This window comes from Streptomyces sp. GL_141 (assembly GCF_057834385.1).
Map to the genome: position 1 here is coordinate 5217033 of NZ_CM174402.1, position 25422 is coordinate 5242454.

The 25422-nt window shown below is 71.5% G+C and carries 22 protein-coding genes and 1 tRNA gene; 11 read left to right on the plus strand and 12 right to left on the minus strand.

Features of this window, described 5'->3' with window-relative positions; all coding sequences use genetic code 11:
• The first annotated feature begins 308 nt into the window (after positions 1 to 308).
• The 4 genes from eno (at position 309) to AC3IX6_RS23210 (ending at position 3767) form a co-directional block, all read left to right on the plus strand.
• A complete protein-coding gene (gene eno / locus AC3IX6_RS23195; protein WP_327306391.1) occupies positions 309 to 1595 on the plus strand; it encodes a phosphopyruvate hydratase in 1287 nt (428 codons plus the stop codon).
• A gap of 99 nt (positions 1596 to 1694) precedes the next feature.
• Positions 1695 to 2183, plus strand: a complete 489-nt coding sequence (locus AC3IX6_RS23200) for an FtsB family cell division protein (protein ID WP_489364225.1) — start codon at positions 1695 to 1697, stop codon at positions 2181 to 2183.
• 40 nt (positions 2184 to 2223) lie between these two features.
• Positions 2224 to 2799 (plus strand): DUF501 domain-containing protein, encoded by a 576-nt coding sequence (locus tag AC3IX6_RS23205; RefSeq protein WP_489364227.1) that lies wholly within the window; start codon positions 2224 to 2226, stop codon positions 2797 to 2799.
• Positions 2796 to 3767 (plus strand): Ppx/GppA phosphatase family protein, encoded by a 972-nt coding sequence (locus AC3IX6_RS23210; protein ID WP_489364229.1) that lies wholly within the window; start codon positions 2796 to 2798, stop codon positions 3765 to 3767. Before AC3IX6_RS23205 ends, AC3IX6_RS23210 begins: the two co-directional genes overlap by 4 nt.
• Before the next feature lie 59 nt (positions 3768 to 3826).
• Here the strand turns inward: AC3IX6_RS23210 and AC3IX6_RS23215 are convergent, their stop codons facing one another.
• From AC3IX6_RS23215 to AC3IX6_RS23225, 3 genes are all read right to left on the minus strand, one after another.
• Positions 3827 to 4096, minus strand: a complete 270-nt coding sequence (locus tag AC3IX6_RS23215) for a type II toxin-antitoxin system RelE family toxin (RefSeq protein WP_489364231.1) — start codon at positions 4094 to 4096, stop codon at positions 3827 to 3829.
• Positions 4093 to 4365 carry a type II toxin-antitoxin system Phd/YefM family antitoxin gene (locus AC3IX6_RS23220; RefSeq protein WP_134073792.1) on the minus strand — a complete coding sequence of 91 codons (273 nt, stop codon included), beginning with the start codon at positions 4363 to 4365 and terminating at the stop codon, positions 4093 to 4095. The genes AC3IX6_RS23215 and AC3IX6_RS23220 overlap by 4 nt, the downstream gene beginning before the upstream one ends.
• 170 nt (positions 4366 to 4535) lie before the next feature.
• Positions 4536 to 5642 carry a DNA polymerase III subunit beta family protein gene (locus AC3IX6_RS23225; protein WP_489364233.1) on the minus strand — a complete coding sequence of 369 codons (1107 nt, stop codon included), beginning with the start codon at positions 5640 to 5642 and terminating at the stop codon, positions 4536 to 4538.
• A 462-nt stretch (positions 5643 to 6104) separates the two neighbouring features.
• Between AC3IX6_RS23225 and AC3IX6_RS23230 the strand changes: the two genes are divergently transcribed.
• Together AC3IX6_RS23230 and AC3IX6_RS23235 are read left to right on the plus strand one after the other, a co-directional pair.
• On the plus strand, positions 6105 to 7487 hold the full coding sequence (locus tag AC3IX6_RS23230) for an NAD(P)/FAD-dependent oxidoreductase (protein WP_489364235.1): 1383 nt from the start codon (positions 6105 to 6107) through the stop codon (positions 7485 to 7487).
• Between the two features lie 171 nt (positions 7488 to 7658).
• Complete coding sequence (locus AC3IX6_RS23235; protein WP_489364237.1) at positions 7659 to 8984, plus strand: class I SAM-dependent methyltransferase; 1326 nt, start codon at positions 7659 to 7661, stop codon at positions 8982 to 8984.
• A 104-nt stretch (positions 8985 to 9088) separates the two neighbouring features.
• Here the strand turns inward: AC3IX6_RS23235 and AC3IX6_RS23240 are convergent, their stop codons facing one another.
• Positions 9089 to 11641, minus strand: coding sequence for an ABC transporter permease (locus AC3IX6_RS23240; RefSeq protein WP_489364239.1), 2553 nt, complete (start codon positions 11639 to 11641; stop codon positions 9089 to 9091).
• A 63-nt stretch (positions 11642 to 11704) separates the two neighbouring features.
• Positions 11705 to 12469, minus strand: coding sequence for an ABC transporter ATP-binding protein (locus AC3IX6_RS23245; protein ID WP_489371534.1), 765 nt, complete (start codon positions 12467 to 12469; stop codon positions 11705 to 11707).
• A gap of 579 nt (positions 12470 to 13048) precedes the next feature.
• On the opposite strand from AC3IX6_RS23245, the gene AC3IX6_RS23250 reads away from it, so the two are divergent.
• Positions 13049 to 13130: transfer RNA gene (locus AC3IX6_RS23250), tRNA-Leu, on the plus strand.
• A 195-nt stretch (positions 13131 to 13325) separates the two neighbouring features.
• Positions 13326 to 14183, plus strand: coding sequence for a Bax inhibitor-1/YccA family protein (locus AC3IX6_RS23255; RefSeq protein WP_489364241.1), 858 nt, complete (start codon positions 13326 to 13328; stop codon positions 14181 to 14183).
• 157 nt (positions 14184 to 14340) lie between these two features.
• Here AC3IX6_RS23255 and AC3IX6_RS23260 read toward each other — a convergent pair whose 3' ends face one another.
• Positions 14341 to 14571: a DUF4287 domain-containing protein gene (locus AC3IX6_RS23260; protein ID WP_489364243.1), complete on the minus strand. Its 231-nt coding sequence runs from the start codon at positions 14569 to 14571 to the stop codon at positions 14341 to 14343.
• A gap of 101 nt (positions 14572 to 14672) precedes the next feature.
• Between AC3IX6_RS23260 and AC3IX6_RS23265 the strand changes: the two genes are divergently transcribed.
• Positions 14673 to 15074, plus strand: a complete 402-nt coding sequence (locus AC3IX6_RS23265) for a hypothetical protein (RefSeq protein WP_489364245.1) — start codon at positions 14673 to 14675, stop codon at positions 15072 to 15074.
• A gap of 19 nt (positions 15075 to 15093) precedes the next feature.
• Here AC3IX6_RS23265 and AC3IX6_RS23270 read toward each other — a convergent pair whose 3' ends face one another.
• The 3 genes from AC3IX6_RS23270 to AC3IX6_RS23280 form a co-directional block, all read right to left on the minus strand.
• Positions 15094 to 15912 (minus strand): hypothetical protein, encoded by an 819-nt coding sequence (locus tag AC3IX6_RS23270; protein ID WP_489364247.1) that lies wholly within the window; start codon positions 15910 to 15912, stop codon positions 15094 to 15096.
• Positions 15913 to 16225: 313 nt separating this feature from the next.
• Positions 16226 to 17446 (minus strand): acetyl-CoA C-acetyltransferase, encoded by a 1221-nt coding sequence (locus tag AC3IX6_RS23275; RefSeq protein WP_489364249.1) that lies wholly within the window; start codon positions 17444 to 17446, stop codon positions 16226 to 16228.
• Between the two features lie 67 nt (positions 17447 to 17513).
• A complete protein-coding gene (locus tag AC3IX6_RS23280; protein WP_489364251.1) occupies positions 17514 to 18596 on the minus strand; it encodes an SGNH/GDSL hydrolase family protein in 1083 nt (360 codons plus the stop codon).
• A gap of 167 nt (positions 18597 to 18763) precedes the next feature.
• Here AC3IX6_RS23280 and AC3IX6_RS23285 point away from each other — a divergent pair, with 167 nt between their 5' ends.
• The gene (locus AC3IX6_RS23285; RefSeq protein WP_489371535.1) at positions 18764 to 20149 is read left to right on the plus strand and encodes a cystathionine beta-synthase; all 1386 of its coding nucleotides are present in this window, start codon (positions 18764 to 18766) and stop codon (positions 20147 to 20149) included.
• 384 nt (positions 20150 to 20533) lie between these two features.
• Here AC3IX6_RS23285 and AC3IX6_RS23290 read toward each other — a convergent pair whose 3' ends face one another.
• Both AC3IX6_RS23290 and AC3IX6_RS23295 read right to left on the minus strand, forming a co-directional pair.
• A complete protein-coding gene (locus AC3IX6_RS23290) occupies positions 20534 to 20923 on the minus strand; it encodes a hypothetical protein (RefSeq protein ID WP_489364253.1) in 390 nt (129 codons plus the stop codon).
• Positions 20924 to 20932: 9 nt separating this feature from the next.
• A complete protein-coding gene (locus AC3IX6_RS23295; RefSeq protein WP_489364255.1) occupies positions 20933 to 22195 on the minus strand; it encodes an MFS transporter in 1263 nt (420 codons plus the stop codon).
• 243 nt (positions 22196 to 22438) lie between these two features.
• On the opposite strand from AC3IX6_RS23295, the gene AC3IX6_RS23300 reads away from it, so the two are divergent.
• Positions 22439 to 23281, plus strand: coding sequence for a MurR/RpiR family transcriptional regulator (locus AC3IX6_RS23300; RefSeq protein WP_489364257.1), 843 nt, complete (start codon positions 22439 to 22441; stop codon positions 23279 to 23281).
• A 741-nt stretch (positions 23282 to 24022) separates the two neighbouring features.
• On the opposite strand, the gene AC3IX6_RS23305 is transcribed toward AC3IX6_RS23300, so the two are convergent.
• Positions 24023 to 25363 carry a type III PLP-dependent enzyme domain-containing protein gene (locus AC3IX6_RS23305; RefSeq protein ID WP_489364259.1) on the minus strand — a complete coding sequence of 447 codons (1341 nt, stop codon included), beginning with the start codon at positions 25361 to 25363 and terminating at the stop codon, positions 24023 to 24025.
• Between the last annotated feature and the right edge of the window lie 59 nt (positions 25364 to 25422).

A 25422-nucleotide genomic window follows, 5' to 3' on the forward strand; every position in this document is an offset into this window, starting at 1 on the left:
CGGTCGTGTCCGCTTTCGCGACGCGCAGTAGTTCCACACGTAGCTCCACCACGTAATTCCACCGCCCGGCGCGCAACCCCCTTCGCGCCGGGCGGTGCTGTGTGCGGACGCGGCCGGCCTGACGGACCTTCCGGATCGCCGATGATCAAGGGCCCTATGTCCTGTAAGAGGGGCATTCAGGCCCTTTTTCGTCCCAAGGCCCGGGCGGTCGGCTGGCCGAGTGCCCGGAGGCGGTTAGGCTCTAAGCGGCAAGGCCATCCCACGGCCTGACATGCCACCGCACACCCAGCGTCACATCCCAGAAGGAGATGCTCGTGCCGTCCATCGACGTCGTCGTAGCCCGGGAAATCCTGGACTCCCGAGGCAACCCCACGGTCGAGGTCGAGGTGGGCCTCGACGATGGCAGCACCGGCCGTGCTGCAGTCCCGTCCGGCGCCTCCACCGGAGCGTTCGAAGCCGTAGAGCTCCGTGACGGTGACCCCAACCGTTACTTCGGCAAGGGCGTAGAGAAGGCCGTCCTCGCCGTCATCGAGCAGCTCGGCCCGGAGCTCGTCGGCTACGACGCCACCGAGCAGCGCCTGATCGACCAGGCGATGATCGACCTGGACGCCACCGAGAACAAGGGCTCCCTCGGCGCCAACGCCATCCTCGGCGTCTCCCTCGCCGTGGCGCACGCCGCGTCCGAGGCCTCCGACCTCCCGCTGTTCCGCTACCTCGGCGGCCCGAACGCGCACCTGCTGCCCGTTCCGATGATGAACATCCTGAACGGTGGGTCGCACGCCGACTCCAACGTCGACATCCAGGAGTTCATGATCGCCCCGATCGGCGCGGAGTCCTTCTCCGAGGCCCTTCGCTGGGGTGCCGAGGTCTACCACACCCTCAAGAAGGTCCTGCACACCAAGGGCCTCTCCACGGGTCTGGGCGACGAGGGCGGCTTCGCGCCGAACCTGGAGTCGAACCGCGCCGCGCTGGACCTCATCGTCGAGGCCATCAAGCAGGCCGGCTACGTCCCGGGCACTCAGATCGCGCTCGCGCTCGACGTCGCCGCGTCCGAGTTCTACAAGGACGGCAACTACGAGTTCGAGGGCAAGTCCCGCTCGGCCGCCGAGATGACCGACTACTACGCCGAGCTCGTCGAGGCGTACCCGCTGGTCTCCATCGAGGACCCGCTGTTCGAGGACGACTGGGCCGGCTGGAAGACCCTCACCGACCGCCTGGGCTCCAAGGTCCAGATCGTCGGCGACGACCTCTTCGTCACCAACCCCGAGCGTCTTGCCCGCGGCATCGAAGAGGGCTCGGCCAACGCCCTGCTCGTCAAGGTGAACCAGATCGGTTCGCTGACCGAGACGCTGGACGCCGTCGAGATGGCCCAGCGCAACGGCTTCAAGTGCATGATGTCGCACCGCTCCGGTGAGACCGAGGACGTCACGATCGCCGACCTCGCGGTCGCCGTGAACTGCGGCCAGATCAAGACCGGCGCCCCGGCCCGCTCGGACCGCGTCGCCAAGTACAACCAGCTGCTGCGCATCGAGGAGATCCTCGACGACGCCGCGGTGTACGCGGGCCGCAGCGCGTTCCCGCGCTTCAAGGGCTGATCGGTCCTTTAGGGCGCAAGCCTCCCTACGTCCCCGCACTCGGTCCCGTACCGTGTGCGGGGACGTAGTGCGTCGTGCGCATATAGGGGAGGCGGATCAATGGCCGGGAACCGGGACCGGTTCGCCACGTTCTCGACCGCGACCAGGCTCAAGCAGCTCGGCGAGCGGACCGCGGCGCACGTGTACCGCTCGCAGTCCCGCCGCCAGGTCCGCCGCAGCCGGCTCACCGGCCGGGCCGCGCTGCTCGTGCTCGTCCTCTGTACCCTGGTCGTCGCCCTCGCGCTTCCGATGCGCCAGTACTTCTCCCAGCGCTCGGAGATCGCCAAGCAGCAGAAGGACGCCGTCTCCGCGCGGGACCGGCTGGAACGGCTGCGCGACGAGAAGGCCCGCTGGCAGGACAACGCGTACGCCGAGCAGCAGGCGCGCAAGCACCTGCACTTCGTCCGGCCGGGGGAGATCAGCTACATCATGACCGACCCCGGAGCCGCCGCGGGAGAGCAGCGCCGCGGCGGACAGGCCGCCACCGACCGGCCCTGGTACTCCAACGTCTGGGACGGCGTCGACAAGGCCGACCGCCCGGGCGACTGAGTCCCACCCATCCACGAGAACGAAAAGACTTCCTCCAGGCATGCAGACGCCCCCGCCCCAGACCGACCGGACCGAGCCGACCGCCGCCGACATCGAGGCGTTCGAACAGCAGCTCGGCCGCCCCCCGCGCGGGCTCCGCGCCATCGCGCACCGCTGCCCCTGCGGGCAGCCGGACGTGGTGGAGACCGCCCCGCGGCTCCCCGACGGCACCCCCTTCCCGACGCTGTACTACTTGACCTGCCCGCGCGCCGCCGGTGCCATCGGCACGCTGGAGGCCAACGGCGTGATGAAGGAGATGCAGGCGCGTCTCGCGGTGGACCCGGAGCTGGCCGCCGCCTACCGGGCCGCGCACGAGGACTACATCACCCGCCGCGACGCCATCGAGGTGCTCCAGGGCTTCCCGAGCGCCGGCGGCATGCCGGACCGGGTGAAGTGCCTGCACGTGCTGGTCGGCCACTCCCTGGCCGCGGGCCCGGGCGTGAACCCGTTCGGCGACGAGGCCCTGGCGATGCTGCCCGAGTGGTGGGCCAAGGGCGCCTGCGTCACCCCGTGCGGCGAGAAGAAGGCCGAAGAGAAGGAGGCCGACGAGAGCGCCGCGGCGGAGGCGGGCGCGTGACCCGCGTCGCGGCCGTCGACTGCGGTACGAACTCCATCCGGCTCCTCGTCGCCGACCTCGACCCCGCCACCGGCGAGCTGATCGAGCTGGACCGCCGGATGATCGTCGTCCGGCTCGGGCAGGGCGTCGACAAGACGGGCCGGCTGGCCCCGGAGGCGCTGGAGCGCACCTTCACGGCCTGCCGTGAGTACGCGGCGGTCATCAAGGAGCTCGGCGCCGAGCGGGTGCGCTTCGTGGCGACCTCGGCTTCCCGGGACGCCGAGAACCGGGACGAGTTCGTCCGGGGCGTCCTGGACATCCTGGGCGTCGAGCCCGAGGTGATCAGCGGGGACCAGGAGGCCGAGTTCTCCTTCACCGGCGCCACCGGCGAGCTGACCGGCCGCACCGACCTGGAGCGGCCCTTCCTGGTCGTGGACATCGGCGGCGGCTCCACGGAGTTCGTGGTCGGCACCGAGCACGTCCGGGCGGCCCGCTCCGTCGACGTGGGCTGTGTCCGGATGACCGAGCGCCACCTGACGGTGGACGGGGTCGTCACCGACCCGCCGACCGCGGAGCAGATCGCCGCGATACGGGCCGACATCGAGGCCGGGCTGGACCTGGCCTCCGAGACGGTTCCGCTGGCCGAGGCGCGCACCCTGGTGGGCCTGGCCGGTTCGGTGACCACGGTCGCCGCGATCGCGCTGGGCCTGGAGGCGTACGACTCGGAGCGGATCCACCACTCCCGGATCCCGTACGAGACGGTCCGCGAGGTCAGCGAGCGGATGCTGACGCTGACGCACGCCGAGCGCGCGGCCATCCCGGTGATGCACCCGGGACGGGTCGACGTGATCGGCGCGGGCGCCCTGGTCCTTCTGACGATCATGGAGCGGGTCGGCGCCTCGGAGGTCGTGGTCTCGGAGCACGACATCCTCGACGGCATCGCGATCAAGGCAGCGGAAGAGGCCGAGGCGGACAAGCAGCGGTCCTGACCGGCAGCACCACTGAACGGCGGCGTTCCGGTCGGCTGACCGGAGCGCCGCCGTCGTATTCAGATGTTGCGGTAGACGTCGCGGCGGTCGCCGACCTTGACGACGAGGACGACGAGCTCGCCGTCCAGCACCTGATAGGCGATCCGGTAGCTGCCGACCCGGAGCCGGTAGAGGCCGGAGGGGCCGGTGAGCTTCTTGATGTCGGCGTCCTCGCGGTAGGGATCATCCCCCAGAGCGGTCAGCGCGGCGAGGATGCGCATGGCCGCGGGCTTGTCGATCGCCCGAAGCTGTCGTTGTGCCGCGGTGGTGAAGCGAAACGCGTACTTCACGCTGCGCCGTCACCCCGTTCGCTGAACAGGTCGGCCAGCAGCTCGGCCATGGTCACGGTCGGCCCGCCTTCGGCCAGCACGGCCTCGGCCTCGCGTGCGAGCAGTTCGTCGGCCGCTTCTTCGAGTGCGTTGAAGTCCGCGATGGGGACCAAGGCGGCCACGGGAGCGCCATTGCGGGTGATTATCGTCGGCGCGCCCTGCTCGGCGCGGTTGATGTGGTCCGCAAGGTGGGCGCGGGCTTCGCGCACGGTCACAGCGTTCTCACTCATGACGTCAGTGTACGCAGGGCTGTGTACACGCGCACTGCCGCCGCAACGAGGTGTTGGTTTACCGGACATGCTGGACGGCATCGCCTGGTCCATCGCCTGACGGCCCACTCGAAACGCACACCACGGTGCCCCCGGCGGATCCCGCCGAGGGCACCGGCGTGTGCGGGCGGCTAGCCGTCCAGCCGGACCGGCATCAGGAGGGAGAAGGACTCCTCGTCGTCGGGGCGGCGGATCACCGCGGGGGCCTTGGGGGCGCCGAGTTCCAGGATCAGCCGGTCCCGGGCCCCGGCGGCGAGGGCGTCCAGCAGGAACGTGCGGTTCAGGCCGACGTCGGCCGGGTCGTCGTCCCCGTCGCCGCAGAGGGACACCTCGTCCCCGTCGGTCACCCTGAGCACGCTGAGGTCACCGGTCGCGCCGTCCTGCTCGCGCTCGGCCGGGCGGACGGGGCCGGTCTCCAGGGCCGCGCGGAAGGCCGGTACGTCGACGAGGACCCGGCGCCCCGCGGGCAGGGTGACCAGGCGGCGGTAGTCGGGGAACTCGTGGTCCAGGCAGCGCCCGGCCGCCTGGCGGTCGGCCGGTTCCGTCTCCAGGGCCACGCGGTCACCGTCCACGGTGAGCAGGACCGGGGCGTCGTCGCTCAGCAGCGCCCGCATCGCGTCCGCGAGCGGGGCGGGTACGAGGACCTGCAGGCGTGGTCCGGTGTGGCCGGTGACCCCGGCGCGGGCGACGGCCAGGCGGTACCGGTCGGTGGCCACGACGCGCAGCGCCCCGCCCTCGATGTCGAACAGGAGTCCGCCGAGCACGGGCAGCTCGGGGTCGGAGCCGACGGCGAACCGGACCGCGTCCAGGGCGGCTGCCAGCTCGGGCGCCGAGAGGGTGAGCCGGGTGGTCGGGACGGCGGTGGCGAGGGGCGTGCTCATGGGGTTCTCCCTGCGTTCGAGTAGTGCGCGGACCGCGGAGAGCTCGCTGCGTGCATCGGACAGGCCCCGTTCGAGCCGGAGCAGGTGCGCCCGGAGCAGGCCGCGCACCAGATCGCTGTCCGCGCCGGCCCAGCCGGCCAGCACGAGGCGGGTGTCCGCCAGGGGCATGCCGGCCCGCCGGAGCCGGGCCAGCAGCCGGGCCTCCTCGACCTGCTCGGGCCCGTACCAGCGGTACCCGCTCGCCGGGTCGACCACGACGGGCACCAGGACGCCGGCCCCGTCGTAGAACCGCAGGGCACTCACGCTCAGGCCGCTGTCGCGGGCCGTCTCGCCGATGCTGCGCATCTCGTTCTCCACGCCCCGAACACTGGTCCCTCGACCAGGTCGAGGGTCAACGGCAGGGGGCAACGGTGGCCTCAGGGGGGTCTCGGGGGGTCTCGGGGGGCCGTTCGGGGGTCTTAGGTCCCGTCGTCCACATGAACTTCGTGAAGTTCTTCACAAGGAAAAGGTGCCTGTGAGGGCCTTGGAGGAGCCTTTTGGGCGAGTCCGGAGCCTCATGGACCTTCTTTTTGCTCGCGTTCGTGCGATTGCCGGACCTCGCGCACCTCTGGCGGTAGGTATCCACGAAGGCGGTGGTCTACTCCGCTTGAGGGCCTGGAGGCCAGGTCGGGACTGGTGTTCAACGACTCCCGTTACACCCTGGTTCCCGCTTCGCGCCATGACCTCGGTCACGTGGGCCGCGGAGTGTAGCAGAGGGCCCTCAGGTCCTTGTGAAGGGGCTCACGAGCGTCACCCCTTGGGGTGCTGGATACTCGTTCCATGAGCACCACGGAGCGTCCCAGGATCCTCGTTGTAGGAGGTGGGTACGTAGGCCTGTACGCAGCCAAGCGCATCATGAAGAAGATGCGTTACGGCGAGGCGACCGTCACGGTCGTCGACCCGCGCTCGTACATGACCTACCAGCCCTTCCTCCCCGAAGTGGCCGCAGGCAGCATCTCGCCTCGGCACGTCGTCGTACCGCTGCGACGCGTGCTTCCGAAGGCTGAGGTCCTCACCGGCCGGGTCACGAACATCGACCAGGACCGCAAGGTCGCCGTCGTCACGCCGCTGGTCGGCGAGGCGTACGAGCTGCCCTTCGACTACCTGGTGATCGCGCTCGGCGCCATCTCCCGCACCTTCCCGATCCCCGGCCTCGCCGAACAGGGCATCGGAATGAAGGGCGTGGAAGAGGGCATCGGCCTGCGCAACCACGTACTCGAGCAGCTCGACAAGGCCGAGTCCACGACGGACGAGGACGTCCGCCGCAAGGCCCTCACCTTCGTCTTCGTCGGCGGCGGCTTCGCCGGCGCCGAGACGATCGGCGAGGTCGAGGACATGGCCCGCGACGCCGCGAAGTACTACTCCAGCATCAAGCGCGAGGACATGCGCTTCATCCTGGTCGACGCGGCCGACAAGATCCTTCCCGAGGTCGGGCCCAAGCTCGGCACCTGGGGCAAGGAGCACCTCGAGTCGCGCGGCATCGAGATCTACCTGAACACCTCCATGGACTCCTGCGTGGACGGCCACGTGGTGCTGAAGAACGGCCTCGAGGTCGACTCCAACACCCTCGTGTGGACCGCCGGCGTCAAGCCCAACCCGGTGCTGGCCCGCTACGGCCTGCCGCTGGGCCCCCGCGGCCACGTGGACGCCGAGCCGACCCTCCAGGTCAAGGGCACGGACTACATCTGGACCGCCGGCGACAACGCCCAGGTGCCCGACCTCGCCGCCCGCAAGGCCGGCGTGGAGAACGCCTGGTGCCCGCCGAACGCCCAGCACGCGCTGCGCCAGGCCAAGGTCCTCGGCGACAACGTCATCTCGGGCATGCGGGGCTTCCCGCAGACCGAGTACTCGCACTCCAACAAGGGTGCTGTGGCGGGCCTCGGCCTCCACAAGGGCGTGGCGATGATCGTCATGGGCGGGATGAAGATCAAGCTCAAGGGCCGGCTCGCCTGGTACATGCACCGTGGCTACCACGGCATGGCCATGCCGACCTGGAACCGCAAGATCCGCGTCTTCGCCGACTGGACCCTCGCGATGTTCCTCAAGCGCGAGGTCGTCTCCCTCGGTGCCCTGGAGACCCCCCGCGAGGAGTTCTACGAGGCCGCCAAGCCGGCGCCGGCTCCGGCCGTCGCGGCCCCGGCCGAGAAGGCCAAGGCCTCCTGACCCCGTAGGGGCCGGCAGGACCAGTACGACGAGTCAGACCCAGCGTGTCCCGAAGGGGTCGCCCGCCATCCGTGGTGCGGGCGGCCCCTTCGGCATATTCGGGCCCGGATCCGGGTATGCCGTGCGGTCGGAACTTATCGGAGCTTGTCAGCGCTTGCCGGAGGACCCCGCATGAACGACGCCGCGCCGCGGCTGGCCGCTTTGGCCGAAACCCTGATGGGAGCCCCTCTCCCCGTCCGGATCCGGGCCTGGGACGGCAGCGAGGCCGGCCCGCTCGGTGGTCCCGTCCTGGTCCTGAACAACCGCCGCGCCCTGCGCCGGATCCTGTGGAAGCCGGGCGAGCTCGGCCTGGCCCGCGCCTGGGTGGCCGGGGACCTCACCGTCGACGGCGACCTGTTCGAGCTGCTGGACCGGGTCGGCGGGCTGCTCTGGGAGCGGGACCGCGACCCCGCTCCCGAGGCGGCCGCCAAGGACACCGGGCCCGCCGCCCTGCTGCGCGATCCGCGCGCCCGGGCCGCCGTACGGGACCTCGTGGGCCTGGCGCGGCCGTGGACCAAGCCGGCCCCGCCGCCCGAGGAGGCCCACCGCCGCGGCGGCCCCCGGCAGCCCCGGCACACCCGGGGCAGCGACCGGCGGGCCATCAGCCACCACTACGACGTGGGCAACGCCTTCTACGAACGGGTGCTCGGCCCCTCGATGGTGTACTCCTGCGCCTACTGGACCCCCGGCGGGAGCCTGGAGGACGCCCAGCGGGACAAGCTGGACCTGGTCTGCCGCAAGCTCGCCCTGGGCCCGGGGGACCGGCTCCTGGACGTCGGCTGCGGCTGGGGCTCGATGGCCCTGCACGCGGCCCGGGAGTACGGGGCGAAGGTCACCGGGATCACGCTCTCGCGCGAACAGGCCGCCTACGCCCGCAAACGGGTCGCGGAGGAGGGCCTGGCCGACCTCGTCGAGATCCGGGTCCAGGACTACCGGGACGTCAAGGACGGGCCGTACGACGCCGTTTCCTCCATCGGGATGGCCGAACACGTCGGCGCCGACCGCTACCGCACGTACGCCCACACGCTGCACGGCCTGCTGCGGCCGGGCGGGAGGCTGCTGAACCACCAGATCGCGCGGCGTCCCGAGCCGGACGAGGAGGAGTACCGGATCGACGCGTTCATAGACGCCTACGTCTTCCCCGACGGGGAGCTGTCCCCGCTGGGCACCACCGTCGGCGAGCTGGAACGGGCCGGCTTCGAGGTCCGCGACGTGGAGGCGCTGCGCGAGCACTACGCGCTCACCCTGCGGGCCTGGGTGGCCCGGCTGGAGGAGCACTGGGCGGAGGCGCAGCGGCTGACCTCGCCCGGGCGGGCCCGGGTCTGGCAGCTGTACATGGCCGCCTCGGCGCTCGCCTTCGAGCACAACCGGCTCGGCGTCAACCAGGTGCTCGCGGTGCGCACCGGGACCCGCTCGGCCTCCGGGATGCCGCTGCGCGCCCGGGAGTGGCCGGCGTAGCCCCGTACGGGCGAGGAACGCCGCAGGGCCCCGCGACGGGATGTCGCGGGGCCCTGCGGCTCGGTACGGGTGCGCTCGTACGGGTCGGCCGTACGGCCGCCCTGCTACTCCGTCTTGATCGCGGTCAGCATGTTCAGCCGGGCCGCGCTGCGGGCGGGCCACATGGCCGCCAGGGCGCCCACGATGCCGGCCAGCACCATGAAGATCGCGATCCGGTCGAAGGGGATCACCAGGGCGTAGTTCGGGATCGAGCCCTTGATGGTCTCGCCGACGGCCCAGGCGATGAAGGTGCCCAGCGCCACGCCGATCACCGCGCCGAAGAGCGAGATCACGATGGCTTCCAGCCGGATCATGTTCTTGACCCGGCCGCGGTCCAGACCGATGGCCCGCAGCATGCCGATCTCCTGCGTCCGCTCGTACACCGACATCGCCAGGGTGTTGACGACGCCGAGGACCGAGATGATCAGCGCCATGGCGAGCAGGCCGTACATGATGTTCAGGGCGGTGTTGATGAGGCCGCCCATCTCGTTGCGGATGTCCTGCTGGGTGGCGAAGGTGATCGCCGGGTTCTTGCCGAGGGCGTCGACGAGGGCCTGCTCGCCCTTGTCGGAGGCGCCGCCGTCCATCTTGACGTAGACCTCGCGGATGTACGGGTTCTCGCTGTGCGGGGTGAGCAGGTTGTAGTCGATCACGTAGGAGGAGACCATGCCCTCCATGTCCTTGAAGATCGCGCCGACCTTCAGGTCCGCCTTCTTGTTGTCCATGAAGGTGGTCTTCAGGGTGGAGCCGACGGAGAGGTTGTTCTCCTTCGCGGTCTTCTCGGCGACGGCCACCTCGCCCTTGGCGAGGCTGCTGAGCTGCCCGCTGACCACGTCGAAGTTGAGGAGCTGGCCGATGGTGGCCGGGTTGACGCCGGAGACGGACTGGTACTGCTTGCCGTCGCCGATCCGGAAGTCACCGGCCTGCTGCGGCGAGACCGCCTTGACGCCCGGGGCCTTCTCCAGGGCCGGGAGCACGGAGGGGTCCAGGGTGCCGAAGCTCTCGCCCATGGAGACCTTGTAGTCGGCCCTGAGGTGGTCCGTCGTCATCCGGTCGATGGCCTTGCCCATCGTGATGCCGAGCACGGACAGGGCGGTGACCAGGGTCAGGCCGATGGCCAGCGAGGCGGCGGTGACGGCGGTGCGGCGCGGGTTGCGGACCGCGTTCTGCGCGGCCAGCTTGCCGGCGACGCCGAAGACCTTCTCCAGCAGCGGGCGGACCGAGGCGATGACCGGGCGGGAGAGGGCCGGCAGCAGGATGATGATGCCGATCATCGTGAAGAAGGCGCCGGCGCCGATGAGCACCTTGCCGTCCTTGCCGGTCATCGCGCCGCCGAGGATGGCGAGCAGACCGAGCAGGGTGACGGCGCCGCCGATGCTGTTGCGCAGCACCAGGGACTTGGAGGAGGCCGGCAGGTGGGCGCTGCCCATCGCGGCGACCGGGGAGATCTTGGCGGTGCGGCGCGCCGGCAGCCAGGCGGCCAGCATCGTGACGACGACGCCGATGACGATCGCCGCGAGGACGGTGACGGGGGCGACGACCAGCGGACCGGCCGGGATCTTGACGTCGAAGGCGTTCATCGCGGAGCGCATGCCGACCGCGAGCCCGACACCGGCGATCAGGCCGATGGCGGAGGAGATCACGCCGACGACCAGGGCCTCGGCCAGGACCGAGCGCTTGACCTGGCCGCGGTTGGCGCCGACGGCGCGCAGCAGGGCCAGTTCCTTGGTGCGCTGGGCGACCAGCATGGTGAAGGTGTTGTAGATCAGGAAGATGCCGACGAAGAGCGAGATCAGCGCGAACGTCAGCAGCATCTGGTTCATGTTGCCCATGCCGGCTTCGATGTCCTTGGCCTGCTCGGCCGCGAGGGCAGCGCCGGTCTGGGCCTTGGCGTCCTTGCCGACGAGCGGCTTGATCTCGGTGAGCAGCGCGTCGGCGCTCGTGCCGGCCTTGGCGCTGACGGAGAGCTCGCTGTAGTAGCCCGGCTCCAGGTAGAGCTGCTGGGCGGTCGGGGTGTCGAACAGGACGAGCGAGCCGCCCGCGTTGACCGCGCCGTCCTCGGTGGTGAAGACGCCGGTGAGCGCGTACTCCTTGGCCGGGCCGTTGTCGGCCACCCGGACCTTGTCGCCCACCTTGTACTTGCCGCGCTTGGCCGTCTCCGCGTCGAGGGCGATCTCGCCGGCCTTGGCCGGGCCGTTGCCCTCGGTGAAGGTGTAGCGCGGGTCCTTGCCGTCCTTGAGGGGCACGAAGTTGGCGCCGGTGTTGGCCCAGCCGGTGCCGATCAGCTTGCCGTCCTGGTCGCCGACGGCGGCGAAGCCGCTCACGCGGCCGGACGCGGCGTCGACGCCGCCGAGGGCCTTGACCTTGTCGAGGGTCTGCTGGCTGATGCCCGGCTCGCCCTCCTTGACGCCCTCGTCGTTGCGGGGGGCGCCGTAGGAGGTGACCGAGACGGCGACGCCGTCGAAGCTCTTGGCGGACTGGTTCGACATCGCCTTGCCGACGGTGTCGGTGAAGACGAGCGTGCCGGAGACGAAGGCGACGCCGAGGACGACGGCGAGCACCGTCATCAGCAGCCGGGCCTTGTGCGCGAGCACGTTGCGCAGGGCGGTACGGAACATGGTGGAGGAATCCAGGTCTCTGGGGTCAGCGGGGAGGGACGGCTGCGAGGGGGTGCGCGTCCCTCAGCTGGTGCGGCCCTTGGCGTCGAAGGCCTTCATGCGGTCGAGCACGCCGTCCGCGGTGGGCTGGATCATCTCGTCGACGATGCGGCCGTCGGCGAGGAAGATGACGCGGTCCGCGTAGGAGGCGGCGACCGGGTCGTGCGTGACCATGACGACGGTCTGGCGGAGCTCGCGCACGGAGTTGCGCAGGAAGCCGAGGACCTCGGCGCCGGAGCGCGAGTCGAGGTTTCCGGTGGGCTCGTCACCGAAGATGATCTCGGGGCGGGAGGCCAGGGCGCGGGCCACGGCCACGCGCTGCTGCTGGCCGCCGGAGAGCTGGGTCGGGCGGTGGGACAGGCGGTCGGAGAGGCCGACCATGCTGATCACCGAGTCCAGCCACGTCCGGTCGGGCTTGCGGCCGGCGATGTCCATGGGGAGCGTGATGTTCTCCAGGGCCGTCAGGGTCGGCAGCAGGTTGAAGGCCTGGAAGATGAAGCCGATCTTGTCCCGGCGCAGCTGCGTGAGCTGCTTGTCCTTCAGCGTGGACAGCTCGGTCTCGCCGATGCGGACGGACCCGGCGGAGAAGGTGTCCAGGCCGGCGACGCAGTGCATCAGCGTGGACTTGCCGGAGCCGGAGGGGCCCATGATCGCGGTGAACTGGCCCGCCGCGAAGTCCACGGAGACGTTGTCCAGAGCGACCACCTGGGTCTCGCCCTGGCCGTACACCTTGGAGAGGCCGGTGGCGCGCGCGGCGACGGCCTGGGCGGTGTGCGGGGCGTAGTTCATGGTGGTCACGGGGGCGACTCCTCGAGGGACGGACCGGGCTCACGGTCCGCGGTGGGCGGGACTCCTCCATCGTCGCGGCGCCCACCCCCGCTCCGGATCAGCCGTGATGCCCGTTCTCCGGGCCACCGGAGACTGACCACGGAGGGCCGCGCCTCCTCCTTTGGTATGACAGCGGCCCGGTGGAGGCGCGGGGAGGCCGCCGCCGAGCGGAGCCGGGAGCGGCCGGCGGGAGCCGCGGCGGAGGGCGGGGCGGAGTCGGAACCCGGGTGGAAGCGGAGCCGGAACCGGGGCGGAAGCGGAGCCGGAACCGGGGGTGGAAACGGACCGGAAGCGGAGCCGGGCCGAGGGGGTGGCGCACGGGGTGGCGTGCGGGGTGGCGCGGGCCATCGAAATCCCGTCAATCCCGTGGCGGCCATGATCGACGCCCGGAACGGGCCGACCGCGCCTTCTGTCCCCTGACGGGGCATCAAGCGCCAATAAAATCAGACAACATCGGCGAGACGCCCAGGTGGGGGCGCAAGTGTTCCGGATAGGCTCGGCGCAGCGTTCAAGGCTTTTCCTACGGGGCCGCTACGCCCTGCCCGGATGGTGGAATGCAGACACGGCGAGCTTAAACCTCGCTGACCCTCGGGTCGTGCCGGTTCAAGTCCGGCTTCGGGCACGATGATGTTGAGGACGTTCCGTTTCAGGCCGGAACACGCGGAGGGCGGGGGCGCCACGGCTACCCCCGCCCGTCCTGCGCAGCAGCGGGCCCCGTACCAGTGGGGAAAGATCCTCCTCCAGCAGTAGGGCGATTCCTTTGCGTTCGCATTACTCTTGATTCCAAGGCCGCGCACGGTGGCCATGGAGGAGTGAGATGAGGAGCAGCAACCCGGTCTTCTCGCGACGGGGATTCAGCCGCGACAACGGTGCTTATGCGGGCTTCGGCACGCAGCAGCCCCAGGCCCAGGCCGGGACCGCCACCAACCCGTACGCGACCAACCCCTACGCGACCGACCCGGCCACGGGTATGCCGCAGGCGCCGGTCCGCGGCAACGCGATGACCATCGACGACGTCGTGAGCCGTACGGCTCTGACGCTCGGCACGGTCATCCTGACGGCGGCGATCTCCTGGATCGTTCTTCCGGTCGACCCGGCCAACATCAACAAGTCGTACGGCATCGCCTTCGTCGCCGCGCTCATCGCGTTCGTCTTCGCGATGGTCCAGTCGTTCAAGGCCAAGCCGGTCCCGGCGCTGATCCTGGCGTACGCGGCGTTCGAGGGCGTCTTCCTCGGCGTCATCAGCTCGGCCGTCAGCACTTACGTCAGCCCCGGTACGGTCGTCCAGGCCGTCATGGGCACGATGTGCGTCTTCGCCGGCGTGCTGATCGCCTACAAGATGCGCTGGATCAGGGTGAACCGGCGCTTCGTCGGCTTCGTGACGGCGGCCGCCATCGGCTTCATGCTCCTGATGGTCGTCAACATGCTGTTCTCCGTCTTCGGGGGCGGCGACGGCCTCGGCTTCCGCAGCGGCGGCCTCGGCATCCTCTTCGGTGTCATCGGCATCCTGCTCGGTGCCGCCTTCCTCGCCATGGACTTCAAGATGGTCGAGGACGGCCTGACCTACGGCGCCCCCCGCGAGGAGTCCTGGCTGGCGGCCTTCGGCCTCACCATGACCCTGGTGTGGATCTACGTCGAGATGCTGCGCCTGATCTCCATCCTCAAGGGCGACTAGGCGGCGTTTCCGAAACTGCCCCTGGTACCCACCGGTTGAGCTGAGGAAGGCCCCGCGAGCACACGCTCGCGGGGCCTTCCCGCATGTCGGGGGTCAGCAGATCGAGTGATCGGGCGGTCGGGAAGTCGGGGGACTGCGGACGGGGGCAGGGGCCGGCTCAGCCGAACTTGCGGGCGGCCCTGCGCAGGTCGTACTCGTGGATGATCGCCTTGGCCTGGCCGTACGACAGATCGTGCGCGCCGAGCAGCCAGCTGACCTTCTCTTCGAACCGGACGAGGGAGGGACCGTCGTCCACGGTGCGGAGCCAGTCGGAGACTTCACGACCTGTGGCCCGGGGGATTCTGTCGATCATGTTGCGGTGGGTCTGCTCGGAGAACTCGACGGACATGGGCGCCTCCGGAGGTATCGCCGTGCTGCTCTCTTCACGCCACCGTGCCGGAGAGTTCGCCTGTTGGCAATGGCGCCGCGGCGGCGCGTAAGGTCGGCCGGGTGCTCGATACCTCACCCTTGACCGCCGCCGTGGAACGTTTCGCCGACCGGCTGCGGGCGGCTCCGCAGAGCCGGCTCCAGCAGGGCGCCGCCGAGGTGGCGCTGGACCTGGCCCGGGAGCTCTCGCTGAGGGCGCAGCGACTGGAGGCGGCCTCCGCGGGCTCCGGGGACGGCACGGGGGCGGCTCCGGCGCGGACGATGCCCGACGCCGGGATCTTCGTCGTCGGCGACCAGCTGGCCGTGGCCGGGCTGGACCTCGCCGAGGCCCTGCACGCCGCCGTGGCGGGCCGGGCGGCGGGCGCCGCGGCGGACCGGGGTCCGGACGCGGCGAAGGCCCCGTCCGAGGTGCTGGACGAGGCCGTTCGGCTGGTGGATCAGGCGGAAGCCGGGGCGCTGCGGTGACGCGGGGCGGTGCGGGGACTCAGAGCGATGCGATGACGCGGTCGGCGAGGATGTAGACGTTGCTGTCCGGGTCCTCGGCGTCGCCGCAGGAGAAGGTCAGGGCGTAGGCGCCGGAGATGCCGGAGCCGCCCAGCAGGACCGGTGCGCTGCCCGAGCGCAGGGCGTCGGCGAGCCGCTCGGCGGTCTCCCGGTGTCCCGGGGTCATGCAGAGCGTGGTGCCGTCGGTGAAGACGTACACGTCCAGGGTGCCCAGCGGGCCGGGGCGGACGTCCGCGAGGGCCGTACGGGCCTCCGCGAGCTCCTCCAGGCGGTTGACCGTGCGCTCGTGGTCGGCGCCGGGGTGCGAGGCCTGCACGGGGACGAAGTCGGGGTGCGAGGGGTGGCGCCGGCGGGCGGCGGCCAGCTCGGCCGAGTCCTCCGGGTAGGCACGGTATTCGTCGGCCTCCTCGGCGCCGTCGCCCAGGAGCGGCTCCAGGCCCACCATGTCCGCCTGCCGGGGCAGGAAGACGGGGCTCTCCTCGCCGAGGCCGGACAGGCCGCCCAGCAGCGAGGGGGCGTCGGCGGCGTCACGGGCCTCCTGGGCGGCCCAGAAGGCGCGCGCCTCGGCGAGCTCGCGCTCGCGCTCCTCGGCGAGTGCCTCGGCGACGGCGGCTCGTATCTCGGCGGCGGGGGACTCCACGGCGCTGCGGGCGTGCGGAACGGTGGCACCACGGGTGTGCGAAACCGTCAGCTCACCGCGCAGTGCGGTGACCTGCTTGCGCAGGCCGTGGACGGCGTGCAGCGCAGCAGCGCCGACGGCCGTGGCAGCGGCCGTGGTCAGCAGTAGGGCAAGAGACATGGCGCTCACTGACTAACTCCTGATTGATTCGATCCCCCGACTTCCTACATCAGCTTGTCCCGTCCTGGGAATGGGCAGCAGTGCATTACGTCATGAATTGGACAGGCCTTTCGTCCCGATCTCCCCGCCGAGAACCGGCCTGACCTGCGAAAACAATGATCCCCCAGGACTAAGGTCACATCCTGGGGGACATTTGGTCACAGAATGGCCGCGACAGGATTAGATTCGATGTCAGTACGACGCGCGGGATCAAGCGGATCCCTTACGGCGTCTGGCCTCGGCTCTTGATCCCGACGGCCCCGCTCGCCTCGGACTAGCTCAGCCGCTCGATGATCATGGCCATGCCCTGGCCGCCGCCGACGCACATGGTTTCGAGGCCGAACTGCTTGTCGTGGAACTGCAGGCTGTTGATCAGCGTGCCCGTGATGCGCGCGCCGGTCATCCCGAACGGGTGACCGATGGCGATGGCCCCGCCGTTGACGTTCAGCTTCTCCAGCGGGATCTCCAGGTCCCGGTAGGAGGGGATCACCTGGGCCGCGAAGGCCTCGTTGATCTCGAAGAGGTCGATGTCGCCGACGGTCAGGCCCGCCCGCTTCAGCGCCTGCTTCGAGGCCTCGACCGGGCCCAGGCCCATGATCTCGGGGGAGAGGCCGGTGACGCCGGTGGAGACGATCCGGGCCAGCGGGGTCAGGCCCAGCTCGCGCGCCTTGGTGTCGCTCATGACGACCAGCGCCGCGGCGCCGTCGTTCAGCGGGCAGCAGTTGCCGGCCGTGATCAGGCCGTCGGGGCGGAAGACGGGCTTGAGGCCCTGGACGGCCTCCAGGGTGACCCCGGCGCGCGGGCCGTCGTCCAGCGAGACGACCGTGCCGTCCGGGGTGGTGACCGGGGTGATCTCGCGGGCCCAGAAGCCGTTCTTGATGGCTTCCTCGGCCAGGTTCTGCGAGCGCACGCCGAACTCGTCCATGTCGGCGCGGGTCACGCCCTTGAGCCGGGCCAGGTTCTCCGCGGTCTGCCCCATCCCGATGTACGCGTCGGGGGTGCGGCCGTCCTCGCGCGGGTCGTGCCAGGAGGAGCCGGTGGACTCGGCGACCTCCTTGGTGCGGGCCTCGGAGTCGGCGAAGAGCGGGTTGTGGGTGCCCGGGATGCCGTCGGAGGAGCCGTTCACGGACCGGGAGACCATCTCGACGCCCGCGGAGATGAAGACGTCGCCCTCGCCCGCCTTGATGGCGTGCAGCGCCATCCGGGAGGTCTGGAGCGAGGAGGCGCAGTAGCGGGTGATCGTGGTGGCGGGCAGGTGGTCCATGCCCATCTGCACCGCGACGATCCGGCCGAGGTTGTGGCCCTGCTCGCCGCCCGGGAGACCGCAGCCCAGCATCAGGTCGTCGATCTCGCGCGGGTCCAGCCCGGGGACCTTGGCGAGGGCGGCCTGGATGACCGTGGCGGTCAGATCGTCCGGGCGGACGTCCTTGAGGGATCCCTTGAAGGCGCGACCGATCGGCGAACGGGCGGTGGAAACGATGACGGCTTCGGGCATCGGGGCTCCAAGGGAGGTGGTGTCGTACCGGGACCGCATGCGAAGTTACCGCCCCGTACCGTCGAGGTCACTGCCCTTGCGATGTGACTCCGGTCGCTCTGGGCGCATCCGCCGCACCGTCCGCCGGGGCGTTCGGCGCGATGTCCGGCGCGGCTCCTCCAGTCTGCTCCGTGAGGTCCTCGCCCGGCACCCGGCGCCTGCGCCGGTATTTGAGCAGCGCCCACGCGCCGCGGGCCCCGGTCACCTCGGTGCCGGCCTGGCCCGCCGCGGCCGAGGCGGCCTTGGCCAGCGGGAGCATGTCCTCGTTGCGCGAGACGTCCAGCCGGTCCGACTCGGGCCAGACGCCCAGGGCCGCGCACAGGGTCGGCAGTATGGCCATCGCCGCGGTCGCGTACCCCTCCGCCGACGGGTGGTAGGAGTCCGGGCCGAACATCTCGCGGGGGTTCGCCGCGAACTCCGTTCCCATCAGGTCGCCGATCGAGACGGTACGGGCGCCCAGCGCGAGCACCCCGATCGTCTGGGCGGCCGCGAGCTGGCGCGAGACCCGGCGGGCCAGCCACCGCAGCGGCTGGTACACCGGCTCGATCGTGCCGAGGTCGGGGCAGGTGCCGACCACCACCTCGGAGCCCGCGAGCCGCAGCCGGCGTACGGCCGCGGTCAGCAGCCGCACCGACTGGGTGGGCGGCATCCGGCGGGTCACGTCATTGGCGCCGATCATGATCACGCACACGTCGGGGGGCGGGCCGTCGCCGTCCAGCAGCAGCCCCGTCTGGCGGTCCAGGTCGTCGGACATGGCACCCGAGAGGGCCACGTTGCGCAGCTCGACCGGCCGCTCGGCCACCGCCGCCAGCCCCGAGGCCAGCAGGGCTCCCGGAGTCTGCCGGGCCCGCCGCACCCCCAGCCCGGCGGCCGTGGAATCACCCAGTACGCCGAACCGCAGCGGGCCCGGACTCAGCTCCGGGCCGCCGAACTCGCTCCCGTACAGCCCGTCCGCGCGCGGCGGATCCGGCAGGCCCGTGCCGACCGTCCGCTTCGCGAACTGCATCTCCGCGACCACCAGCCCGACCGCGGCGGCTCCGACGAGCCCGAGCCCGCCACCGCCGTACGCCGCTCCCGCCGCGATGCGGCGGGCCGTCCTCGCCCTGGACACCCTTCAAGCCACCTTCTCGGTCCCTTGGCCGGATCCCTGCGCCGTCCCCGCAGACCCCGCCGTCCTGTTGACCTACCTGCCCCGTACTGCCGGTCGGCCAATCCCTTTCCGCATAGTCTGGCGGTGCCTCCCGGAGAACCCGTGGAGTCCCCTCCTTGGAGAACATGGTGCAATTCCACGACTCGATGATCAGCCTCGTCGGCAACACCCCGCTGGTGAAGCTCAACCGTGTGACCGAAGGCCTTCAGGCCACCGTCCTTGCCAAGGTCGAGTACTTCAATCCCGGCGGATCCGTGAAGGACCGGATCGCCGTCAGGATGATCGAGGCCGCCGAACAGAGCGGAGCACTCAAGCCCGGCGGCACCATCGTGGAGCCCACGAGCGGCAACACGGGTGTAGGACTCGCCATCGTGGCCCAGCAGAAGGGCTACAAGTGCATCTTCGTCTGCCCCGACAAGGTCTCGGCTGACAAGATCAACGTCATGCGCGCGTACGGCGCCGAGGTCGTGGTCTGCCCGACCGCCGTCGACCCCGAGCACCCGGACTCGTACTACAACGTGTCCGACCGCCTCGTGCGCGAGACCCCGGGCGCCTGGAAGCCCGACCAGTACAGCAACCCGAACAACTCGCGGTCGCACTACGAGACCACCGGCCCCGAGCTCTGGGAGCAGACGGCCGGGAAGATCACCCACTTCGTCGCCGGCGTCGGCACGGGCGGCACGATCTCGGGCACCGGCCGGTACCTCAAGGAGGCCTCGGACGGCCGCGTGAAGATCATCGGCGCGGACCCGGAGGGCTCGGTCTACTCCGGCGGCTCGGGCCGCCCGTACCTCGTCGAGGGCGTCGGCGAGGACTTCTGGCCCACCGCCTACGACCCGAACGTGACCGACGAGATCATCGCGGTGTCCGACAAGGACTCCTTCCAGATGACCCGCCGCCTCGCCAAGGAGGAGGGCCTGCTCGTCGGCGGCTCCTGCGGCATGGCGGTCGTCGCCGCGCTGCGGGCGGCCGAGGGCCTCGGCCCGGACGACGTGGTCGTCGTCCTGCTCCCGGACAGCGGGCGCGGCTACATCAGCAAGATCTTCAACGACGAGTGGATGGCCGGACACGGCTTCCTGGAGGACGCGGGCCCCTCCGCCCGCATCCGGGACGTGCTCGCGGACAAGACGGGCGGCATCCCCTCCCTGGTCCACATGCACCCCGAGGAGACCGTCGGCGAGGCCATCGAGGTGCTGCGCGAGTACGGCGTCTCGCAGATGCCGATCGTCAAGCCGGGCGCCGGTCACCCCGACGTGATGGCGGCCGAGGTCATCGGCTCCGTGGTCGAGAAGGAACTGCTGGCGGCGCTGTTCGCGGGCGGCGCTTCCCTCGGCGACCCGCTGGAGAAGCACATGAGCGCGCCGCTGCCGCAGGTCGGCTCGGGCGAGCCGGTCGCCGAGCTGATGGCCGTGCTCGGCGAGGCCGACGCGGCGATCGTGCTGGTCGAGGGCAAGCCGACCGGTGTGGTGAGCCGTCAGGACCTGCTGGCGTTCCTGGCCAAGGGCGCGAAGTAGCCCGTACGGGCCGGCGTCCGGGTTCGCGTCCGGGTTCGCGTTCGAGTCCGGGTACGGGCCCGCGTGCGGACGACGCGCAAACGGTACGGGCCCGACACGTGACGGCAGCACCCGCTTAACAAGGCTCCGGCACAGTGGTGGTTGTCGGCAGGGAAGCCCGGGAAACCGGGACCCGGCCGGCACCACGAACGGCGCACGGCGCACCTCCGGAGCGGCTCCCGGACCGCGTTGGACGCCACGGACGCGCGGACGGCCCTGACCCGGCCCGTGTCCTGCGCGGGGACCGCCGTCGTCCCGCCCCCGGGAAACCGGGGTGCGGCGGTCCCCGCGCATAAACATGTGCGCGGGCGGACCACCGGGTGCTCTCCCCGCTCTGCCTGCCCGTCAGGCCGGCTGATCGGTATCGCGCGCGCCGCGCAGAAGCCCGCGGAACTTCGCCGCGTGGACGTAGTTGACGCCCAGGATGCCGAGCCAGGCCACGCCCAGGCCGCTCAGACCGGCCTGGGCGGCGCCGATCGCGGACAGCGGGATCGCCAGCACCAGGGTGATGATCGCGAAGCCGAAGCGCTCGCCGAAGTTGCCGTCCGCGGAGTCCGCCGCACTCGGATCGGTGCCGCGGGCCGCGGAGAGCCGCTCCTCCGCGAGGCGCCGGCGCACCTGCGTGTCGACCTTCTCCACGAACGAGTCCACCAGCGCGGCCTCGTACTCCGCCCCCAGCTCCCGCCGGGCGTCGAGCGTGGCGGAGAGTTCCTTCTTCAGCTCTTGCGACTCCATTCCGTCACCCTAGGATCCGCCGCCCTTGCCGGCACTGGGGCTAGCCCCCGTATCGCGCCGCACGAGCCCGCGGACGGGCCGGACGGCGATGAGGGCGAGGGCGCAGCCGAGACTGATCGCGGCGCCGGCCAGCAGGAGCGGGCGGACGCCGAAGAGGCTGCTCGCCGGGCCCGAGAGGACCTGGCCGAGGGGGATGGCGAGGATCGAACCGCCCACCTCGTACGCCGTCACGCGGTTGAGCCGGTCCTCGGGGATCCGGGTCTGCACCGTGGTGGACCACTGGACGCCCCAGAACGCCCAGCCCACACCACTGATCGCGTAGCCGAGCATGAGCAGCGGCAGGGCCGGGACCAGGGCCGCGGCCAGCGGCATCATCGGGAACAGGAACATCGCGAAGCCGCCGCCGAGCAGCGGGCGGGCCGGGCGGACCCGGAGCGCCACGAGCCCGCCGAGGACACAGCCGGCCCCGAAGGCGCCCTCCGCGTACCCGAAGGCTGCCTTGCCGTGCTCGGCGATGATCGAGGCCGCGCCGAGCGGGGTGAGCGGCCCCCAGACGAAGACCCCGAGCACCCACCAGATCAGGATCACCGTCCACAGCCAGGACCTGGAACGGAACTCGTCCCACCCCTCCCGCAGGTTCGTCAGGGTGGACTGCGAGCGGTCGGGCGCGAAGCGGGGGAGCCGCAGGGCGAGCAGGCACGCCCCGCTGATCGCGAAGGTGGCGGCGTCGATCACGAAGACCCAGGCCGTCGAGGTGGCCGCCACGAGGACACCGGCGAGCGCCGGCCCGGCCATCGTGGCCATCCCCTGGCTCACCCGCAGCACCCCGTTGGCCCGGGTGGGGTCGGTGGAGACCTGGGGGACGAGGCTGGAGGTGCCCGGCTGGAACATCGCGGTCGCGATGCCGCCGAGGACCGATCCCGCGATGACGAACCACAGGGTGGGGTGGCCGAGCCAGAGGTACACGGCGAAGGAGCCCTGCGCCACGCACCGGACCGCGTCGGCGCCGATCATCTGCGGCAGCGGGTGGAAGCGGTCCGCGATCACCCCGCCGAAGACGATGAAGAGGGCGAAGGACCCCATCCAGGCGCCCAGCGCGTACCCGATGCCGCTCACCCCGTAGCCGAGGGAGATCATCGCGACGGCCAGGGCGACCGGCATCATCATGTCGCCCAGCATCGACACGATGCGGGCGGTGAAGAACAAGCCGAAGTTCCTGGTCCACAGGCGGGTTCCGGGCAGGGGCGGGGCGGAGACGGACGAAGTCACCATGAGGGCCAATTCACTTGAATTCGGTGGGGGTTGGCCGGGTGGATCTCGGCGGCCGGCCCTTGAGGATCAAGCGCCCGCCGCGGCTCGGTCAAGCGAATTGACCGGGGTCCGCGGCGGCTCCGGGAGGTCTCGGATCGCGGGATCGGGTTGCCGTCCTGCATAGCCGCATGCAGAGTGCTCGGTGACTGAATATCCCGTCGGCGGCCGCCCGGCCGCCGGGTGGACGGGACGGAGGGGAACGGGATGAGCGAGAGCCCTGCGGCCCGGCTGCAGAAGCTGTTCGAAGGGCACCGGCTGACGCCGACCCAGCGGCGCATCGCGCACTGCATGGTGCGCGGCGCGGCGGAGGTGCCCTTCCTGTCGAGCGTCGAGCTCGCCGAGCTGGCCGGGGTGAGCCAGCCCTCGGTGACCCGGTTCGCGGTGGCGCTGGGCTTCGACGGCTATCCCGCGCTGCGCCGGCACCTGCGCGAAGTGGCCCCCGCCGAGCGGGCCGCGGGCGGGGAAGAGGACGCGTACAACGAGTATCAGCAGGCCGTGCAGGGCGAGATCGAGAACCTGCGGCAGCTCTCCGCGATGCTCGCCGACCCGGCGCCGGTGCGGGAGGCGGGGCGGCTGCTGGCCGGGTCGAGCCCGCTGCCCGTACTGGGGCTGCGCGCGGCCTCCTCGCAGGCGCGCGGGTTCGCGTACTTCGCCGCGAAGGTCCATCCGGACGTCCGGCTGCTCGACGAGGGCGGCTCGATGCTCGCCGACCGGATCGACGCGGCCGCGGGCGCCGGGGCCTCGGCCCTGCTGTGCTTCGCGCTGCCGCGGCATCCGAAGGAGGTCGCCGAGGCGCTGGAGCATGCGCGGGGGGCCGGGCTGACGGTGGTCACGGTCGCCGACTCGGCCTTCGCGCCGGTGGCCCGCCACTCCGACCTGCTGATCCCGGCGCCCGTCGGCACCGGCCTCGCCTTCGACACGGCGTGCGCGCCGATGCTGCTGGGGCGGGTGCTGCTGGAGGCGATGGCGGACGCGCTGCCGGACGCGCAGGCGCGGCTGGAGGCCTTTGACGCGCGGGCCGCGGCGCGGGGGCTGTTCGTGGAGTAGGTCCGTGGGCGGGTGCGGGTGCGGGTGCGGGTGCGGCTGTGTTGTGGTTGGGGTCCGGCGGTACGTGAGGTGGGCTGCGGGTGGGTCGGGGCCGGGGCCGGGGTGGGGTGTTGGCCTGGACTGCATGATTTAGGCGCCCCCTGCCCTACTCCGACAGGGCGCGGCCCGTTCTCGCGCCACACATCACGCTCTACGTCCAGGCCAACACCCCACCCCGTCCCCGTCCCCGCCCCGCCGGGCCCGTCCCCTCCACCTCCGGCCCCGCCCGGGGGCGACCTTCCGGCCCCGCCCGGGTTGGCCTTCCGGCCCCGTCCGGGGTTGGCCTTCCGGACCTGTCCGGGGTTGGCCTTCCAGCCTCGGACGGGGGGCTTCTGGCCTTGCCCGGGGGTGGTCTTCCGGTCCTGGCCGGGGTTTGGGTTTTTCAGCCGTCCGGCGTTTGAGGACCGGGGTCTGGGGCGGAGCCCCAGGGGTCCGGGCGCAGCCCGGGGCTCTGCTTTCAGCCCGTCCGGCGTTTGAGGACCGGGTCCGGGCAGAGCCCGGGGAACGGGCGAAGGGTGGGTAGGGGAACTTCGCCCCGCGTGGCGGCAAGGGTCGCAGCGGGGGCTTCGTCCCGCAGGGCCTGGCCGTCGGCAGCCGCCCAGTGGCCCCGCGCAGCGGGGTCGCGGGCTCCGGGCCGGCCGGAGGGTCGGGCTGCCGGGTCGGACGGAGGGGCGGGCCCCCGGGGCGCAAGCGCACAGGGGGTCAGAGGAGGGATTCCGGGGTGGCTGCGCCTGCCTCCGTGGGGATCGTGGACAGGGGCTGGGCCGCGCGGGCCAGGGTGAAGCGGACCTCGGCCGAGGGGGTCACCGTGAAGCCGTGTACGGGCGGGCGGGGCAGGCTGTTGTAGCCGTAGTGCGCGGTGAAGGCGTACGCCCCGGTGTCGGGCACGCAGACCAGGTCCCCCGGAGCCAGCAGCGGCAGCTCCCGCGCGGCTGCCAGCAGGTCACCCGCGAAGCACGCCGGCCCGGCGATGTCCTGGACGACGAGGGGCCCCGTCAGCGGAGCCCCCTTCGCGGAGTAGGGGAGGATGCGCAGCGGCCAGGCCGCGGGGGCGTACACCGTACGGGTGGCCAGTTGGACCCCCGCGTGCGTGAGCGCGATCGCCCGCCCGCCGGTGGTCTTCGTGTATTCGACGCGGGACAGCACCAGCCCGTGCTTGGCGGTCAGGGACCGCCCGAACTCCGTGACCAGCCCGTACGCCCCCGAGAAGAGTCCGGGGACGGCCGAGCGCAGCGCGCTCACGTACTCCGCGTAGGTGGGGGTGGCCGCGTCCGAGGTGAAGTTCACCGGGAGCCCGCCGCCGATGTCCAGGGTGTCGATCTGCCGCCGCCCGGACGCCGCGTTGATCTCCTCGGCCAGGGCGTAGAGCTCCCGTACTCCTTCGGCGATCAGCGGGAGCGGGACCCCCTGGGAGCCCGAGTGGGTGTGCAGCCGGGTGAGCCAGGGCCGGTCCAGGCAGGCCCGTACGAGCCACTCGCGCGCGCCCGGATCGCGCAGGGCGATGCCGAACTTCGAGGTGGCCGTGGCGGTGGAGAGGGCGTCGATGGTGCCGGCGCCGGTCTGGGTGTTGATCCGTAGGCCGATCGGGGAAGTGGTGGCCGTCGTCGTGAGCAGCGCGTCGAGGCGTTCCAGCTCCTGGCGGTTGTCGGCGTTCAGCGCGACGCCCAGGGCCAGGGCCTCCCGCAGCTCGGCGGGCGTCTTCGCGGGGGAGTCGAGGACGATGCGCTCCGGCGCGACCCCGGCCGCGCGGGCCAGGGCCAGCTCGCCGGGGCTGGCCACCTCGCAGCCGAGCCCGGCGTCGGCGAGCAGCCGCAGGACCGGGACGAGCGGGGCCGCCTTGACGGCGAAGGCGTGCAGGACGGGGGTGCCGGGGGCGAGGGCCCGGGCGAAGGCGCCGGTCAGGGCGGCGGCGGAGGCGCGGATGCCGGCCGTGTCGAGCAGGCAGAGGAGGGGCGTGTCCTCGTCGAGCAGGCCCTGCTCCACTGCGGCTCGTACGGCCAGGTCCCGTCGCCGGGCGGCGTGCGCGTGTGCGTCGGCTGCCATGTTCGCCATCCCATCATCCGGCGCGTCCGCCCGCAGCTGTTGACTGAATCTATTCAGGG